This is a genomic window from Paenibacillus rubinfantis (assembly GCF_001486505.1).
GTDB lineage: Bacteria > Bacillota > Bacilli > Paenibacillales > Paenibacillaceae > Fontibacillus > Fontibacillus rubinfantis.
This window is the reverse complement of sequence record NZ_LN909066.1, coordinates 1,552,035-1,569,899: the sequence shown is the minus strand read 5'-3', so window position 1 is coordinate 1,569,899 and position 17,865 is coordinate 1,552,035. Positions and strand designations below refer to the sequence as shown.

The following is a 17,865-nucleotide window of genomic DNA, read 5'->3' as shown; positions in this document are numbered from 1 at the left end:
GAGGAACCTATCGGAATGTTTGTCATGACAAGGACAATGGTGATTGAGAAAGGCAACAGCGACAAGGTGCTCGCGCGGTTTAGCGCGGAGAGTCCGTTGGACCAGATGGATGGCTTGGTAGATATCAGCGTGATGGTCAATCGGAAGAGCCAAGAGCATGAGGAAGTAGTGGTCGTGATCCGCTGGGAGTCGCAGGAAGCGTGGAAGAACTGGGAGAAAAGCGATGCGCACATCCAGGGCCACAAAAATAGCCGGGGACAGCAGCCGCCTTCGTTCATTTTGAGCACGACGGTGAACCTGTACGATGCGCAGGTGGTGAAGAAGGGGAAGGCTTTTTTGAACGGCGCGTGACGTGATACACTTAAGTTGAATCGAATCGCTAGATGGTAGATTAGGTTGCTAGATTTCGGCGACTCGGGATTACTTCAAGCAAGGAGATCTGAAATGAAGCTGGTTTCATGGAATGTGAACGGACTACGGGCCTGTGTAGGCAAAGGGTTTTTGGACTATTTCAAGGAGGCGGACGCGGATATTTTTTGCCTCCAGGAGACGAAGCTGCAGGAAGGGCAGATCGAGCTGGATCTCGGAGGCGATTACGAACAATATTGGAACTATGCGGAGAAAAAAGGCTACTCCGGCACCGCCGTCTTCACGCGGATCAAGCCGCTGTCCGTGCGCTACGGCATGGAGGAGGATTCCGAGCCGGAGGGCCGGATCATCACGCTGGAATTCGAGGAGTTCTACCTCGTGACGGTGTATACGCCCAACGCGAAACGCGACCTCTCCCGCCTGGACTATCGGATGGAGTGGGAGGACCGGTTCCGCGCTTATCTGACTGGGCTGGATGCGGTCAAGCCGGTGTTGGTTTGCGGCGACCTGAACGTCGCGCACATGCCCATCGATATTAAGAACGCAAAGTCGAACGAAGGTAACTCCGGCTACACCCAGGAAGAACGGGGCAAAATGACCGATCTGCTGGCGTCCGGGTTCACCGATACGTTCCGGTATTTCTATCCGGACCGCGAGGGCGTGTACAGCTGGTGGTCGTACATGCCGAAGATTCGCGAGCGCAACATCGGCTGGCGGATCGACTACTTCCTCGCCTCCTCTCGGTTGGAGCCGCAGCTAAAGGATGCGGGGATCGACTGCCACATCCTGGGCAGCGACCATTGTCCGGTGTCGTTGACGGTGGAATGGTGATATAATCGGATATAGACGAAGAACGTCCTTATGACCGTACGAGCTGCGGTTTTAGGGGCGTTCTTTTTTATTTTTAGAGGGAGGCGGGTTGGAGGTATGGACTTTGATCAGGCGCATCAGGCATTTTTGGAGAAGCATTTGGCAGGTAGAACGGGAGAGCGTAAAGGGAGGCTGCAGCGGGGCCATCAATACGCGGAAAAGCTGCTGTTGCAAAACGTATGGTGGCCGTTGTTCGGAACATTGGAACATCTGCATCCGGAGTATGAGATTTACGACTGGAACCGCAAGTCGCAGTTTCTCGACTTTGCTTTTCTTCCGCCGTACGGCCGCTTTGGTATCGAATGCGACGGGTTTCAAAGCCATGTGAAGGACATGGACCGGGAAAAGTTCAGCTATGCGCTAAATCGCGACACCTTCCTGACCAGTATGGGATGGAAAATGCTCCATTTCTCCTTCGACGATATCCAGTACCGTCCGGAGGTTTGCCGGATGCTTCTGAATTTGGCAGTAGGCCCTTATTTGTTGAAAAGTCAATCCGGCTTGAAAGGCTCCAGTCTGGCTTCTCCGGCCGAAAGTGAGGTGCTGCGTCTGGCCTGGCACCTCGGAGGGACGGTTCGCCCGCGGGACGTGATGGAGCAGGGCTCGGTGAATTTCCGCACTGCCCGCAACCGGCTGAACCGCCTGGTGGATAAGGGATGGCTGCGCCCCGTAGCCTCCGGCACCTATATTTGCCGCTATGAGCTGACAGACCGCTCGGCGGAGGGATTGGCGTAGGAGGTAGAGCCGAGCAAGCGGGGAGTGACGGGTCCTGGTGGAGGGGCGTGTGGAGGAAGCCTGCTCCTCCTCCTGTCGCCCCCAGCTGCCATGGGAGAAGCAAAATGTTGCATTAGGTACAACATTTTTGGGCCCCATGGCGGCGACTCGGACGAAATGTTGTAGTAACTACAACATTTGCGTGCGATATCGCGCGAGGAGGGCCTAAATGTTGCACTTTTTGCAACATATTACTCGCCCAGCGCGCTTCCGTCGCTGAAATGTTGTAGGTTTTGCAACATTTTGGTCTCCCGGCTGGGGTGGACCGACGAGTGGAGGAGGCCTGCCCTCCTCCTGTCGCCCCCAGCTGCCATGGGAGACGCGAAATGTTGTATTATGTACAACATTTTTGGGCCCATGGCGGCGACTCGGGCGAAATGTTGTAGTAACTACAACATTTGCGTGCGATATCGCGCCAGGAGAGCCTAAATGTTGCACTTTTTGCAACATATTACTGGCCAAGCGCGCTTCCGTCGCTGAAATGTTGTAGGTTTTGCAACATTTTGGTCTCCCGGCTGGGGTGGACCGACGAGCAGAGACGCCCAGCCCCTCCTCCAGCCGGCTGGATCGACGCACCGCTAGAGAGGGAAAAGGACTCATCACCCCAAAAAAATGAGTGATTACTCACTTGACACGCCATCCGCAAAAGGAGTATCTTTATCTCATCGAACGAGAGTGAGTAATTACTCACATTTTATTAAATCTCCCCATAGAGGAGTGAATCCGAAATGAACAACACCCCGGAAGTTTGCATTCGTACACGAGAGGTAACAAAGGCTTTTAGCGGGAATGAGGTGCTGCACGGCATCAGTTTGGAGGTCCGGCACCGCGAGATCTTTGGACTGTTGGGGCCATCGGGCTCGGGCAAGACAACATTCGTGAAGATGATTGCCGGGATCGACGAAGCGACCCGCGGCGAGGTTGAAGTGTTAGGTACGCGGATGCCAAAGCTCAGCATGATGAACCGCATCGGTTATATGGCTCAATCTGACGCGATGTACAACGAGCTTACGGCGAAGGAGAACCTGGAGTTTTTCGGAGCGTTGTTTGGACTGCGCGGCGGGAAAATGAAGCGGCGCATCGATGAGGTCATGGCGCTGGTGAATCTGACGGAGCACCTGAAACGCCCGGTCGGCGCGTACTCCGGCGGGATGAAGCGCCGATTGTCGCTGGCGATTGCGCTCATACATGAGCCCGAGGTGCTGATTCTCGACGAACCTACCGTCGGGATCGACCCGGTGCTGCGCCAGTCGATTTGGAACGAGTTCGAGAACCTCAGCCAAAAGGGCACGACGATTCTCGTCACCACCCATGTCATGGACGAAGCGGACAAATGCCATCGACTCGGGATGGTGAGGGACGGAAATCTGATCGCTGTAGGGACGCCGGAGGCACTGAAACAGGAGACCGGCAGCGCGACGATTGAGGAAGCATTTTTGTATTACGGAGGTGTTCGCGCATGAGAATCCGGGCTGTGATTGTTCGTATCGTTCGTCAGTTTATCCATGACAAAAGAACGATGGCGCTGTTGGTCGTCGCCCCGCTTCTGGTCTTATCCTTAATGTATCTAGTGTTTAATGGAGACATCTACCAACCCAAAATCGGTACCGTGCAGCTGCCCGCTGCGATTACGGAGAAATTAACCGCGGCCGATCCGAAACTAACTGCCTACGATACCGTTGAAGCGGCTGAGGCGGCCTTGGAGAGTCAAGAGATCGATGCGTTTATTCGCTTAGACCAGGGGGCGGCGCATGTTAAGCTGGAAGGCAGCGATCCGTCCAAAAACCGGGCCGTCCTGTTGCTGATGCAAAAAACACTACAGGGGCAAGGGACCCCAACGGGGATGGCCCAAGATCGGAATCATGAGAACGCCGCCGCTGATCCTACGAATGAGGCGGCGGTCAGCCAAAGTGGCACTAAGCCCCCTCAGGGGATGGTTCAGACACCGGTATTTGAATACCTGCACGGATCCGCAGATTTATCGACCTTTGACAGCTTAAGTCCCGTGCTCATCGGGTTGTTCGCCTTCTTCTTCGTATTCCTGATCGCAGGCGTGTCCTTTCTGCGCGAGCGAACCAGCGGTACGCTGGAGCGGCTGCTTGCCACCCCGCTGCGCCGCTGGGAAATCGTGACCGGCTATATGGCTGGATTCGGCATCTTCACCAGCCTGCAAGCGGTATTGATCGCCGGATTTACGGTGTATGGGCTCGGCAGCCTGATGGTTGGCTCCTTCGGGTACGTTCTGCTCATCATGCTGCTGCTGTCTCTTGCGGCGCTGAGTTTCGGTACGTTGCTGTCGGCATTTGCCAACACGGAATTCCAGATGATCCAGTTCATTCCGATCGTTATCGTGCCGCAGGTGTTTTTCTCCGGATTGTTTGACTTGGAGAGCATTTCGCCTTGGCTTCGCTGGATTACCCATATCACACCGCTGAAATACGGAGCGGATGCGCTGCGCGGCATCATGATCCGCGGCGAGGGATGGAGCGGAATCGCGCTGGACGTTTACGTGTTAGCAGGGTTATCCCTTGTATTTATGCTCGCGAATGTCCTCGCGTTGCGCAAGCACCGCAAAATATAGTACGCTGGACAAAGAAGCTTACGATACGAAGGGAAAGGGGAGAGGCCTCTATGTCAAACGAAAAAGAGCAGTGGCTGGAGGACTTGATCCGGTTGACGGAAGAAGAGGACACGGAGAAGAAAACGGAGAAACAGATCAAAATTCTGGAGGCGGCAACGGAGATTTTTGCCGAGAAAGGGTATGCCGCCACTTCCACCAGTGAAATCGCACAGAAAGCTGGGGTCGCGGAGGGAACGATTTTTCGCCATTATAAGACGAAAAAGGACCTGTTGCTTTCCATTGCCGGGCCAATCGTGATCAAACTGGTTGCGCCGTTTCTGCTGCGGGATTTTGCCAAAATGCTCGATCTGCCGTATGAGCGGGCGGAGGATTTTTTTCGCGCGCTGGCCAAGGACCGCTTCAAGTTTGTCCGTGAGAATATGCGGATTATCAAAATCTTAATCCAGGAGGTCCCGTTTCAGCCGGAGCTGCTGGAGCAGGTGAAAGGGCTGGCGTCTGAGATCGTTTTTCAGCGGATCAAGCGAGTGATTCTGCATTTTCAGGAAAAAGGACTGCTTGTTGAAGCGCCGCCATGGCGGATCGCCAGAACCGGTGCCAGCGTGATGATTGGGATGATTTTGGTGCATGTGCTGATCGTGCCGGATTTCCCTTTTGATGAAGAGGAAGAAATCGAACGCACCTTGGACCTACTCATGTACGGCATCGCCGGCCGCCCTCAGTAAATCGGCATCATCTAACCCGTTTCAGGCTTAGCCTGGGGCGGGTTTCTTGTTGAGCCGCGGTTTTGTAATACTTTCGTAAGGCTTTTCTAATGGTTTCGCAAGCGGATTGTTCTTGGATGGTTAGCATTGTTCGTTAAGATAAGGGTCGAACGAAGTCCAAATCACGAAAGGAAGAAGATGAACATGAAAAAAATCGGAATGATCTTGATGCTGGGGGCCATGCTGACGTTAGCCGCATGCGGTGCCAAAAACAACGACATGATGAACCAAGGGAACATGAACGACGGGGCCAACACTTCAACGGAAATGAGCGGTACCTCCGGAAATGACGAGATGATGAACAGCGAGATGGGCCAGGACATGATGGGCGATGAAATGAAGGATGGCGAGATGGGCCAGGACATGATGGGCGATGAGATGAAGGACGGCGAAATGAAGGATGGAAATATGGACGGCGAAATGGGTAAATAATCCAAAAGTCGTAACCTCTCTAGCATCACGATATAATGTGATTAATGATACAGGGAATACTTTCCACTAGCCAGGGGGGCCATACTTGTGAGCGCCAAAATTGTAGTTGCCGACGATGAACAAAATATTACGGATGTCTGCCGCCGTTATCTGGAACGCGAGGGCTGGATGGTTTGGGTTGCTTCGGATGGGGAGGAAGCGCTGCGCCATTGGAAAGAGCATCAACCCGATTTGCTGGTGCTGGATCTTATGATGCCGAAGCTTGGCGGTCTGGAGGTATGCGATCGGATCCGTCAGCAGGAGGATACGCCGATCATTATGCTGACGGCCCGCGGTGAGGAAGCCGACCGGTTGCTGGGGCTCACGATGGGAGCGGACGATTACCTGACCAAACCGTTTAGTCCACGCGAGCTGGTGCTGCGTATCAAGAACATCCTGCGGCGAACCGGTGTTCAAACGGGTGCTGCCACAGCGGCGGCCCCCCCGAAATCAGCGGCTGAAGGTGGTGAAGGGCCGACGATTGCGTTTGACGGCCTGGAGATTTTTCCGCAGGAGCGGCGAGTGTTGATTCGTGGAGTAGAGGCGGATTTGACGATGAAGGAATTCGATCTTCTGCACCTACTCGCGAAGTATCCGGGGAAGGTGTTTTCCCGCAGCCAGCTGTTGAACCAGGTGTGGGATGTGGCTTATGACGGTGATACGACAACGGTCACTGTTCATATCCGCCGGCTACGGGAGAAAATCGAAACCAACCCGTCGACCCCGGAATGGATCAAAACGGTCTGGGGGATCGGCTACAAGCTCGAAGCTAGGGGGCAGGAGCGATGAAGCTGCGGACGTACCTCCTGCTGGCCAACTTGGTGAGCATCGCGATGATCATCCTGCTGTTGGTGGCGTTTTATCGATATATGCTGTTGAGCAAAGAGCAGTTTGTTTGGCTGACACTCGCCTCGATTGGTGCGGGGCTGGTATCGGCGCTGCTGCATTTCGTGCTGGTGCGTCCGCTGGAAGCTTCGGTTAAGCGAATCGGCGATGGGGCAAGACGTATTGCTGAGGGCGATTTAAAGGCACGGGTCGAGTATACGGGGTTAAAAGAGTTCCGTCAGTTGGCCGATCAGTTTAACCATATGGGAGACAGCCTTGAGACCAGCTTCAAGCAGGTATCGGCGGCGGAAGCCGCCCAACGCGAGTTGGTTGCGAATATGGCCCATGACCTGAGGACGCCGCTGGCCTCGGTTCAATCCTACGTTGAGGCGCTGGAGGACGATGTTATACAGGATGAGGCCGCGTTCCGGCGATATTTAGCCACCATCCGGACCGAAACGGTGCGGCTCGGGGAGCTCATACAGGATTTATTTGAGCTGTCGACGCTGGAGTCGGCAAGGCAGGAAACGGAGGAGCTGCGAATGTCGGTTGCGGAAGACGTCCTCATCGAACTCCTGCCGCGTTTCGCCAAGCCGTGTGAAGCGAAGTCGCTGCAGTTGAAGGTAGAGCTTCCTGATCGTCCGCTTAAGCTTCGAATGGCGCCCCGACATTTGGAACGAGTGCTGCAAAACTTACTGGAAAATGCCGTAAGGTATTCCCCGCAAGGGGGCACGATTACGTGCTCGGCGATGGAAATCACCGGCGGTCCGGAGGGCAGGAGAACCCGGTTCTCGATCGTTGATCAAGGACCGGGCGTCCCCCCTGAAGAGAGAGTGCGCATCTTCGAGCGCTTTTACCGTTCTGATCGGTCTCGCAGCCGGGATAGCGGAGGCGCCGGTTTAGGTCTGTCCATCGCGAAGCGGCTGGTGGAGCAATACGGCGGTGAGATCGGCGTGGAGGAAGCCCAGGCGGGAGGTAGTACGTTTTGGTTCACGGTACTCGAGGTGGCTGATGGCAGACATGCTGAGGAGTACTCCATGAAATAAGGAGGTGGTAGAGGGATGAAGGGAATGCTGGAGCGCCTGCGTAAGGGGTATGGAAAAAAACTCGTCACCCTGCATACCTGGAACGGCTGGATTGTCGTGATCCTGGCCCTGACAGGGCTGCTGTTGGTTGGCGGGTTTTGGCGCGGGCTGCTGGGCGAGGGCCGAGTTTGGCTGAAATGGCTGCATATCGCGGTGGGTATCGCTTCGATCCTCCCGGTCATTTATTACTTGCTGCTAGCCGGGAAGCACTGGAAGCAGCTGCGACAGAAGCCCTGGCAGCGGTTTAATGTCCTTGTGGTCCTTGCTTTGCTGTTGGGCTGGTTTGGTTCGGGCGTGCTGCTGTGGCAATTCAAGGCGGTGGGGCCGAGGGTGTCCAATGCGGCGTTGACCGTCCATGATTTATTAACCTGGATCGGTCTGCCATACATCATTTACCACTCTTTAACCCGGACCAAATGGTTGAAAGAACCGGCCCGACGGTCGATTAAAGCCGAGGTTCGCCCTGTCGCCGCAGGCAAGGTGGCGGAAGCAGGAGCAGGGGCTACGCCTGCGGCAGAGGCTAAACCACACCAAGGCCCCACCTCTCCCCAGCCGGTCTATACCCGCCGGGCGTTTATCCGCGGGGCGATTGGCATAGGGCTGGCGGTGACGGTTGGACCAACCTTTCTCAAATGGCTGGGCAGCTCCTTCGGCAGCATCGGAGGCACGAAGACGGTTGACCGGCTGCTGGAGGAGAATGCCAACCGGCTCGTTCCGAATCCGGTGCCGTTGCCGGCTTCCGCAGAGGTTGTCGGGGGTGGGGCGCAGGGACATTTTCGGGTATATACGGTCACGGACATTCCGTCCTTCTCCAACGAGAACTGGTCGTTTACGATCGACGGTCTGGTGAATAACAAATTCAAGTGGAGCTGGGAGGACTTCCTCAAGTTAAAGCGGAAGGTGCAGGTCAGCGATTTTCACTGCGTGACGGGCTGGTCGGTGTACAATAATACTTGGGAAGGCATCCCGCTGCGGGAGCTGCTTCAAAAAGCCAGCGTCAAGGCAAACGCCAAAACGGTGAAGTTCTATTCGGGGGACGGCGTTTACACGGATACCCTCACCCTGGAGCAAGCGGACATGGAGGATGTGTTGGTCGCGGTGATGCACGACGGTAAGCCGATTCCGAGCGATTTGGGCGGACCGGTAAGACTGATCGTGCCGAAAATGTACGCCTACAAGTCGGTGAAATGGCTGACACGAATCGAGTTGATCGAAGGCGAGCATGTCGGTTACTGGGAGCAGCGCGGTTACTCCAACGATGCATGGGTGGGACTGAGCTGATAGATCGTATAGTTAAAGGAAGCCGGATACTCCATTCAGGGGGTCCGGCTTTTATATTGATTTGAGCTATCCGCTCCCTTCTTTTGAGGATTATCCCGTTGCATCAGGCAGGTCGTGGGGAAGTCATTGATCCGTTTCCCATTGTAAGGATCGCCCAGGCAGGCAACGCCTTCTTGATCCCTCCCGTTCTGAACGAAAGGGATAATCGCACATAGAGGTGTACCAATTCTGATCGAAAGGGATAATCGTGCAAAGGGGGTGTGAGAAGATACTACCCTCTCATTCATTGACGATGATAATCATTATCAATTATACTTCGGTTATCAAGTCACGTTGCTTGAAGGGAGTTGGAGGGCCGGAGGCAGGTTGTGCCGGGGGAAACCCTAGACCTGCAGGAGTCTCTGGATTATGTGCGGTTATTGCAGGAAGCTTGGGAAGGCGAATGTCGACATCGCCAGACCGAGGAACCTGGAGCTGCAACGAAGCGTTCCGGAGGCTGCGAACCGTGGAGGTTGGGCGTATCATAAAAATATAACAATGTTGGAGTGAAACCCCGCGATGCGGGGTTGTTTTTGTGCGGGCAAACAATTTTGGGGTGTGGCGCTTTATGTTCCGGCCGCGGACGGCTACAATAACAGAAAAGAGAGAACGCGACAAGGAGTGCAAGAGCAATGAACATCCAGGAACTAAGGGAGCACCGTCAATACCCAGACAATATCGGACACGAAAATAACCGAGCTACCTTCGAACGCGACTATTCGCGGTTGATCCATTCCCCGACCTTCCGTCGGCTACAAGGGAAATCACAGGTATTTGGGGCCGGCACGGGCGATTATTACCGGACCCGGCTGACGCATTCGCTGGAGGTGGCGCAGATCGCCCGGGAAGCGGCGCGAAGCCTGCTGCGCGCCTATCCGGAGCTGGCGGCCGACCGCGCGGGACATCCAGGCCTGGTCATCGATCCGGAGGTGGTGGAATGCGCTGCGATTTGCCATGATTTTGGGCATCCCCCGTTTGGGCATAAAGGCGAAGAGGTGCTGGATCAGATTTTGGAGAGGCTTATCGAGGAGAAGGTGCGGACCGCCCTTAAAGGCAAACAGCCCGCTCTGGAGGAAGAGCAGCAAGTTAGGGCTGCGTTTCGGCAAAAATACGAGCATTTTGAAGGCAACGCTCATAATTTCCGGCTGATGATGTTCCTGGAAAAGCGGGAAAACATCGACGGTTTAAACTTATCCGATGCCGTGCTGCTCGGAACCAATAAATATCCCTATCCCGGTACGGTCAACAAAAAGGGGTTATATTGGCATGAATGGGAGTATATCTCCTCCATTCGCGACCGCTGGGGGATTCCACAGGGCAAGAAAACGTTCGAGGCCCAACTGATGGACCTTTGTGACGACATCGCCTATTCGGCCCATGATCTCGAAGACGGCATCAAGGCGGGAAAAATCGAGGTCCACGAGCATTTCCTCAAGGACTCGCACATTCAGCGATTGATCGTCGAGAAGATCATGACGTTGGAGGATTCGTTCTGGGCTGGATGGCAGCCGGATCAAGTACAGGTCAAGGTGGCCGAAGTGCTGGATGATTTCCTGCGCATTTGGAACGCCAAAATGCCGATTTGTGATCAGGACTACTCCCGTACGCGCCGGGAGGTGAAGGCCTATTGGGTTAGCCTGTTCGTTGGCAGCTTGGGGGTTATCGATGACGGCGATTGGCAGAAGGTCACGTTCGTGAAGGACGGGCAGGAGGATCAGGATATGCTGCGGACGGTGAGCGTGCTAAAGAGCTTCGCTTGGGTCACGATGATTCGCGATTTGCGGGTCCAGCGGCTACAGAAGCGCAGCGCTTGGGTCATCAAGCGGCTGTGGGACGCCTTCGTTGATCCGGAGACAAGCAAGTCGATCATCCCTGGCGATTGGCTGCGCAGGTTCGACCGGGATCAGGCGAAACCCAAGCCAATTTGGACCTGGGAGCATATGATCATCGATTATATTGCCGGGATGACGGACGCCTACGCGGAGAAGATCTACAATGAGCTGTATGGACTAAAGGTTGGCACGATTTACGATATGGATTAAAAAAGACGAACGGACCGGCGAAGGCCGGTCCGTTTTTTAGGTGCGGAAAGGTTTATAGCGGCGGGTTAGTGTGACATTTGCGGCACACCGGATAATACGACTCGTTGCCGCCGATTTGGATCTGCTCACCGGTGTAGACGGGTTTGCCGTTCTCCACCCGCAGGTTCATCGTCGCTTTGCGCGCGCAGAACCAGCAGATCGTCTTCATTTCCTCGATTTTATCGGCATAAATCAACAGCAGGCGGCTGCCCTCGAACAGTTGGTTCTGGAAATCATTCTTCAGCCCAAACGCCATGACGGGAATGTCCAGCTCGTCGACGATCCGGACCAGTTGCTTAATGCTGTCCTCGCCGAGAAATTGGCATTCGTCCACCAAAACGCAGTACAGGCGCGGGGTATGATTTTTGACGATATCGTAGAGGTTCGTATCCGGAAAAATCGGGATGGCCTGCCGGCGCAATCCGATCCGCGAGGAGACAAAGCCTACTTCGTCGCGATTATCGATCGCCGAAGTAAATAGCAGCACCGGTTTGTTTTGTTCTTCATAATTGTGGGCAACCTTCAAAATTTCGATAGACTTGCCGCTGTTCATTGCTCCGTATTTGTAAAATAATTGTGCCAACGATGACGTCCCTTTCTGTGAGTTCTATCTCAACCATGATGCTCTTTATTCTAGCATAATTCCGTCCGGTTGTTGGATAGGCAAACGCGAAAATTGCAGAAATTCATCGGCTGGCGACGGCACGATGAGCCAACTGGCGGATGGCATCGCTAAGAGGCTGGTTCACGGGGTACACGCTTTCCAAATAGCCCAAGATTTGCAGTGCCGACTCCGGGAGTTGGACATACCCCTGCATCATCTCCGGGAGTTGTTTGGCGAACCCGGGGAAGCGAACTTCCGCTCGCCGTTCATTGCCAAACGGGTCGGGGAAATGATCCACCTCCGTCTCCAGCAAATGCTGCACGCTAAGGAGGGAGTTGATGGCGTGCCCCTGAACGAATCGAAATGCGGACAGCTTCTCGCCTCGTAAATAACGCCCCAAGCCGACATACAGATTGGTTAGCGCTTCGTTCAGCGCAAAATCAATCGATTCGTTTCGGGCCGGCGGAATCCGGCTGGAGTTATCGAGGGGAACCTTCAGGTCTGCAGCCGAGGCACTTCTCCAGACAACTCGCCCCCCGGTATAAGGAATATCCTTTAGCTCATGCGCTTCGAACACGGCAAATTCGCCGTAAATACCGTCTTGAAACAGGACTTTATATCCGTGAAGCGAATTCAGAAAGGAATAGCTCAGCGGGTGGGCTTCCTCCAGCCAATCGAGCCTGCGGATGAACCGTTCTTTGCTTCCGGGGGCGACCAGAAGGAAGAAATCCAAGTCCGAAAATTCATCCATTCGGTCCGTCTCCGCCCCAATGGAACCCAGGCCAAGCAGGAGTAGGGCATCTTCGTGTTGCTCCAAAGCGGCACCCATCTCATCCAAACGAAGCAGCAGTTTATCTTTCATTAACATAAAAGAACAACCTCCTTATCGGCATGCAAAAAGGGTCCAACCTAACGCTTTCGCGAGGTTGAACCCTGAGGTTACATGGCCTTCATTTTGAGAAGAACATACCATGCTCGGTGGGATTCCGTCAATCCCAAGCGTAGAGAGCTTACATCGCTGCGTCTATCGCCTGGCTTTGAGCTTTGCGGATTTGCATCGCCATCACCGCGGCCACGAAGCAAACGAATCCGGCGATCACAAATGCTTGGGAGTAGCTCCCCAGCCAATCGCGCAGGACGCCCGCGCCGTAGGCAGCCGTGGAGGCACCGATTTGGTGGGCCACAACCACCCAGCCGAAGATCATGCCGGATTTCTCTTTACCAAACGTTTCGCTTGCCAGCTTGGCGGTTGGCGGAACGGTTGCGATCCAGTCGAGGCCGTAGAAGACGGAAAACACCACGAGCATCATCGGGGAGGCCGAGTTTAGCGCGAACGGCAGGAACAGCAGGGAGAGTCCGCGCAGGCCGTAGTACCAGAACAGCAGCTTGCGGCTGTCGAAACGGTCCGACAACCAGCCGGAGATGGTCGTGCCGAACAGATCGAACACGCCCATCATAGCGAGAAGTCCGGCGGCGGCAACCTCCAACATGCCATGGTCGCCGCAAGCGGCGATCAGATGTGTCCCGATGAGACCGTTCGTCGAAAATCCGCAGAAGAAGAAGGTACCGGCCAGCAGCCAAAACGTCGGGTGTTTCATCGCCAGCCGCAAATTTTGCAACGGTTCGATGAAGATATTGCCCCGGAAGGGCTCCGGTTTAACCAGTTCGGTTGCGCCATAGGGGGCGGAGCCGACCTCGTACGGGTGATTGCGCATCCAGATTGCGACGGCGATCAGAATGACAACTATGCTGGCGACGGCGAAGTATATGGCGTACCGCCAGCCGAAGTCCGACGTCAGCTTAGCGAACAAAGGCAGGAACAGCAGCTGTCCGGTTGCCGCGCTGGCGGTGAGCAAGCCTATGATCAAGCCCTTGCGCTTGACGAACCACTGATTGCTGACCGTGACGCCCAAGACGTTCGCCATCATCCCGGTCGCCAGGCCCGACACCAGCCCCCACAGCAGTTCAAATTGCCACAAGGCATGGATAAACGGGGTGAGCGCCAAGCTTAGCCCCAGCACGGATAACGAGCAGATCAACACCTTGCGGAAGCCAAAGCGCAGCAGCAGGGAGGCCGAGAACGGCCCGACCAGGCCGTACAGAAAAATCCCGATGGAGATGACGCTAGAAATGCTGCCGCGGCTCCAGCCGAATTCGTCTTGGAACGGAAGGAGCAGCACGCTTGGCAAAGAGCGGATACCTGCGGAGACGAGCAAGGTGACAAACGTGAGCAGGACGATAATCCAGCCGTAAAAGAAACGTGATTTGGGCCTGGTTTCAGGCGAAAGATGCAGCTCATTCATTTGTAGGTTTCTCCCTTATCTCTATTTTGGTTTGAATTATCGTTCCAATTGCTCGCTAGCAAGCTCCTGCTGCGATGTCAGCAGGTCAGCCAATTCCTCGCCAAGTACGGCCACGTACGAGGCCTTTAGTTTCTCCGAAGCCTCGCGCAAGGAGGGTTCGAGCGTGCGGGCTTTTTCGGTAGGGTAAACCAACACGGTTTTCCCTTGGACCTGGCGTTCAACCAGCCCCTTCGCCTGCAGCTTGTCGATAAAGCGCGTCAAGGTGGACGGCGTGATGTACAGCTTCTCGGACAGCTCTTTTTGCGTAATACCGGGCTTGATGATGACCAGGCGTATCAGATAACCGTAAGCGGGCGCTAGCCCGGTCGTCGCAAACGCATCGTCGGCGATCCGCGTGATCGCCCGGCTCAGCCGGTTGGTGGTAAAGTACAGGCAGGTGTGGAGGAAAGCGTCGCTTTTATTTGTGGATTGTTCCGAAATTGTGTTCGGCATAAATTCACCACTCCTTGTTCTTTTGTTGTACATACAAAATAGAGCAATCTATGGTATTAGTCAAGAAACGAAACTGTTATGCTTTTTAAGCATCTGGGCCTAAATAAAAATCACTAGAAGTCACCTAAGTGGAGAATTATATGCAATATTTGTATTATTTGTGAAATCAATTGTTTCCTTTATCGACTCGAGGTAAAATATTGAAAAAAAGTTATAAAATGAAATACAAAAAGAGCCTTCGTTAATTCAAATATAATTAAAGAAGGGAGATTTCAAGTGAGTAGATACCCTATTTTACATCCTCATATTCATTTGAATGATTTAAATGATGATTTATGTTTGTTGACCAACTATAGAAACTACAAAACAAAAAAACTCAACAAGTATCAAAAAGCAATAATAAAAACGTGTGATGGATCCAAGTCAATTGAAGAAATTAAATCTACAATAACAACGAGTAATCCAGGGATACCCGCTCATCAGATCGATCAATACATTCAAAATTTGATAAATTGGGGATTTTTAACCTGGAGTCCTCAAAAAGTTAAAGGATTAAAAACTTCACTCTCCTATATGAGCAATATCCCCAAATTCACTTCTGAGTTAACTCCAACTTCAATGATTGCTATTACCATTTCAATTCTTGACTCTTGTTGCTTGAAGTGCGAATACTGTTCGCAAAATGCACCTATTGGAAAATCACATCTGATCCCTTTTGATAAAGTGATAGAAATATTAGACGATGCATATGACTTAGGGGCACAGTATCTAGGGGTCTTCGGTGGAGAGCCAATGATGCATCCAGATGTATATGAGATCATCCAGTATGCTCATCTTAAAGGTTACAAGAAAGTTCTATTATTCACGAGAGGAACTTTAATTGATGAACTGGCCGCAAAAAGACTGCATTCTGTCGGGATTCAATCTTTACAATTAACAGCCGACTCACATATTCCTGAACATTATGACAGGATAGTTGGAGTGCCCGGTTCTTTTAATAGAATGTTTAAAGCGATTTATTACTTACATAGTGTCGGTATTGAAATAATCATGAAGATTATTGCAACTAAGAAAAATATAGCAGATATTCCTTCTATGGTGCTTTATTTCAGAGATTTAGGTATAGAGAAATTTAATATTGAGGCGGTTGTTCCGGTCGGACGGGCTAGTTTTACTCTTGTTCCTTCCAAAGAAGAACTCGACTGTCTTCAGATGCATCTAGATAAAATTACTGGACAATTTCCCAACGTTGATTATTCCTTAGCATATTTGAGCTATGGTAAACCCAAAAAGTGCGCAGGCGGTATCGGGGAAATAATAGTTTTTGCTGATGGAGATACGGGACCATGCGATAAAAGCTACTTTATTAAAGATCAAATAGGATTTGGAAATATTAACAAACAGAGTTTAAAAGAAATTTGGAAGGGACAACGTTTAAAGGAATTTCGTGAATTAAAAAATGATGATCCGAGATGTCGTTTGTGTAAGGATGCTGACTCCTGTCTTGGTGGTTGTATACTAAATTCGTATATTAAAAATGATTCGCAGGGACCTGACCCAATGTGTTCTCTAATTAGCGGCAAGGATCAGGGAATCTTCCCCATAGATTAGAGGTGATACAACAAATGTGTAGAAACTGGAGATGATACAAATGTTACATCTGATAAAAAAAAGGAATTTTGTTCTAGTGTGTATTCTCTTGGTCATTTCCGCTGCTATCAATGTGTACTTTGCTTTTGTACTACAACAAATTATAGATTCAACATTGACTCATGACGTGTCCGTTTTGCTTCAATCCATTGGTTTTGCCGTTTTGTTTATGCTGTTTGACATGTCAGTTACCATTGTTTCAAAATATGCAGCAGGTCATTATATACGTGATGTATTAGAAGTGATGAAAACCAAGAAATTCTATTTATCTCTTTCTTCTTTTAATACAATCAAGGTCGGATCTGACGATAGGGTCAATGTAGCCGATTTTAGCACCAATATGGACATCATCGAGAACGATTTTCTTCGTTCGAGGTTAAACATTGTTTTTTATACGGCCCAGTTTATTTTTGGTCTTGTTGCGATGCTATCAATCAGTTATATGGTGACTTTAGGTATTTCTGTGGTTACGTTGATACCAATTTTTCTTCCTAAACTATTAAAAAATCAAGTCAGGCATCGTAAGGAACACTATTCAGAACAATCCGGAAATTATTTAAAGTTTGTAAATGAAAGCTTGCAGGGTAAACTCGAGATTCGGGACTATAACAAAAAAAGTGTATTTGTTCAGAAGCACGATTTGGTAAACCATCAAGTAGAGGAGGCTCGATTCAAGTCTAGATTCATTGATTCTGCAGTTGCGGTTATGGCACAAAACTTCGGTTTCTTAACATTTATTACTGCACTTGGTATAGGTTCCTATTATGTAATACGTGGAGAAATGACCTTCGGCTATATGATGGCTCTCGTACAACTAATGAATAATTTGCTTCAACCTCTCAATTACATTATCTCTTCTTTGAACCAAATCAATTCTTCCAAAAACATCGCTAATGATTATACTGAAGCAGTATCTAGTGCTACTCTTGGAGACAAACTGATTACCAATTTTCACAAACATATCGTGGTCACTAATTTGAGCTTTGCCTATGAGGAAAACAAATTTGTTTTTGATGATCTTAATCTCTGCTTTGAAAAAGGAAAAAAATACGCTGTCATCGGTCCTAGCGGGTGTGGAAAAAGTACATTCGCTAAAATTCTGGCTGGGGACATTCGTAATTATTTTGGGCGAATCGAGATCGATGGCCAAGAACTCAAGGTTATTAATGAACATGATTATCGATCATTAATTCGATATGTCCGGCAGGATTGCTTTATTTTTACGGATTCGATTCGGAATAATATCCTATTCTATGATAATTGCTTTGACGACAGACAATTGAAGCAGGCTATTAAATTGGCGGGCGCAAGCTCTTTTGCAACAACGGACGAGCAAGTGAGTCAACATGTTAGTAATACGATAGGATTGTCAGGCGGCCAAAAACAACGCGTATCGTTAGCCCGTGCATTGATACGAACACCAGAAATCCTCATTCTGGATGAAGTTACTTCCTCAGTTGATCCCCAGACAACATTCGAAATCTATAGAAACCTCGTCACCCTTTACGAGGGCACATGTATTGTTATTACCCACCAGCAGGATGAAAAAATACTCCATTTATTTGATGAGATCATAGATTTTTCGGAACTATTACCATCAAGTGAAAAAAAGGGAGTGATGTTGTGAGTATCAACATTAGTCAAGCAATTTTTTACCCCAATATATTAACAGGTAAAAT

The 17,865-nt window shown here is 51.3% G+C and carries 17 protein-coding genes; 13 read left to right on the top strand and 4 right to left on the bottom strand.

Translation table 11 applies throughout. The features are described from left to right. Positions 1-15 precede the first annotated feature (15 nt). From BN3277_RS24620 to BN3277_RS24570, 11 genes are all read left to right on the top strand, one after another. Entirely contained in the window at positions 16-351 is a 336-nt protein-coding gene (locus BN3277_RS24620) for an antibiotic biosynthesis monooxygenase (protein ID WP_059047238.1), read from the top strand. Positions 352-444: 93 nt separating this feature from the next. Further along, entirely contained in the window at positions 445-1,200 is a 756-nt protein-coding gene (locus BN3277_RS24615) for an exodeoxyribonuclease III (protein ID WP_059047236.1), read from the top strand. A gap of 96 nt (positions 1,201-1,296) precedes the next feature. Next, entirely contained in the window at positions 1,297-1,974 is a 678-nt protein-coding gene (locus BN3277_RS24610) for a hypothetical protein (RefSeq protein ID WP_059047234.1), read from the top strand. Between the two features lie 767 nt (positions 1,975-2,741). Beyond that, complete coding sequence (locus tag BN3277_RS24605; protein ID WP_059047233.1) at positions 2,742-3,476, top strand: ABC transporter ATP-binding protein; 735 nt, start codon at positions 2,742-2,744, stop codon at positions 3,474-3,476. Beyond that, entirely contained in the window at positions 3,473-4,594 is a 1,122-nt protein-coding gene (locus BN3277_RS24600) for an ABC transporter permease (protein WP_059047230.1), read from the top strand. The genes BN3277_RS24605 and BN3277_RS24600 overlap by 4 nt, the downstream gene beginning before the upstream one ends. A gap of 50 nt (positions 4,595-4,644) precedes the next feature. Further along, on the top strand, positions 4,645-5,316 hold the full coding sequence (locus BN3277_RS24595) for a TetR/AcrR family transcriptional regulator (RefSeq protein WP_059047229.1): 672 nt from the start codon (positions 4,645-4,647) through the stop codon (positions 5,314-5,316). Positions 5,317-5,499: 183 nt separating this feature from the next. Continuing rightward, positions 5,500-5,787 (top strand): hypothetical protein, encoded by a 288-nt coding sequence (locus BN3277_RS24590; RefSeq protein WP_059047227.1) that lies wholly within the window; start codon positions 5,500-5,502, stop codon positions 5,785-5,787. Between the two features lie 87 nt (positions 5,788-5,874). After that, a complete protein-coding gene (locus BN3277_RS24585) occupies positions 5,875-6,615 on the top strand; it encodes a response regulator transcription factor (protein WP_059047225.1) in 741 nt (246 codons plus the stop codon). Next, positions 6,612-7,697: a sensor histidine kinase gene (locus tag BN3277_RS24580; protein WP_059047223.1), complete on the top strand. Its 1,086-nt coding sequence runs from the start codon at positions 6,612-6,614 to the stop codon at positions 7,695-7,697. Before BN3277_RS24585 ends, BN3277_RS24580 begins: the two co-directional genes overlap by 4 nt. Positions 7,698-7,712: 15 nt before the next feature. Further along, positions 7,713-9,017, top strand: coding sequence for a molybdopterin-dependent oxidoreductase (locus BN3277_RS24575; RefSeq protein WP_059047221.1), 1,305 nt, complete (start codon positions 7,713-7,715; stop codon positions 9,015-9,017). A 671-nt stretch (positions 9,018-9,688) separates the two neighbouring features. Next, positions 9,689-11,098 (top strand): deoxyguanosinetriphosphate triphosphohydrolase family protein, encoded by a 1,410-nt coding sequence (locus BN3277_RS24570; RefSeq protein WP_059047219.1) that lies wholly within the window; start codon positions 9,689-9,691, stop codon positions 11,096-11,098. Positions 11,099-11,150: 52 nt separating this feature from the next. Here BN3277_RS24570 and BN3277_RS24565 read toward each other — a convergent pair whose 3' ends face one another. The 4 genes from BN3277_RS24565 to BN3277_RS24550 form a co-directional block, all read right to left on the bottom strand. Then, positions 11,151-11,720 carry a thymidine kinase gene (locus tag BN3277_RS24565; RefSeq protein WP_059047217.1) on the bottom strand — a complete coding sequence of 190 codons (570 nt, stop codon included), beginning with the start codon at positions 11,718-11,720 and terminating at the stop codon, positions 11,151-11,153. Positions 11,721-11,823: 103 nt separating this feature from the next. Beyond that, positions 11,824-12,609 (bottom strand): hypothetical protein, encoded by a 786-nt coding sequence (locus tag BN3277_RS24560; protein ID WP_059047214.1) that lies wholly within the window; start codon positions 12,607-12,609, stop codon positions 11,824-11,826. 142 nt (positions 12,610-12,751) lie between these two features. After that, positions 12,752-14,044 (bottom strand): MFS transporter, encoded by a 1,293-nt coding sequence (locus BN3277_RS24555; RefSeq protein WP_059047212.1) that lies wholly within the window; start codon positions 14,042-14,044, stop codon positions 12,752-12,754. A 36-nt stretch (positions 14,045-14,080) separates the two neighbouring features. Further along, positions 14,081-14,536, bottom strand: a complete 456-nt coding sequence (locus BN3277_RS24550) for a MarR family winged helix-turn-helix transcriptional regulator (RefSeq protein ID WP_059047210.1) — start codon at positions 14,534-14,536, stop codon at positions 14,081-14,083. Between the two features lie 276 nt (positions 14,537-14,812). Here BN3277_RS24550 and BN3277_RS24545 point away from each other — a divergent pair, with 276 nt between their 5' ends. Together BN3277_RS24545 and BN3277_RS24540 are read left to right on the top strand one after the other, a co-directional pair. Continuing rightward, positions 14,813-16,147 (top strand): radical SAM/SPASM domain-containing protein, encoded by a 1,335-nt coding sequence (locus tag BN3277_RS24545; RefSeq protein WP_059047209.1) that lies wholly within the window; start codon positions 14,813-14,815, stop codon positions 16,145-16,147. A 40-nt stretch (positions 16,148-16,187) separates the two neighbouring features. Further along, positions 16,188-17,813 (top strand): ABC transporter ATP-binding protein, encoded by a 1,626-nt coding sequence (locus BN3277_RS24540; RefSeq protein ID WP_059047207.1) that lies wholly within the window; start codon positions 16,188-16,190, stop codon positions 17,811-17,813. Positions 17,814-17,865: the final 52 nt, after the last annotated feature.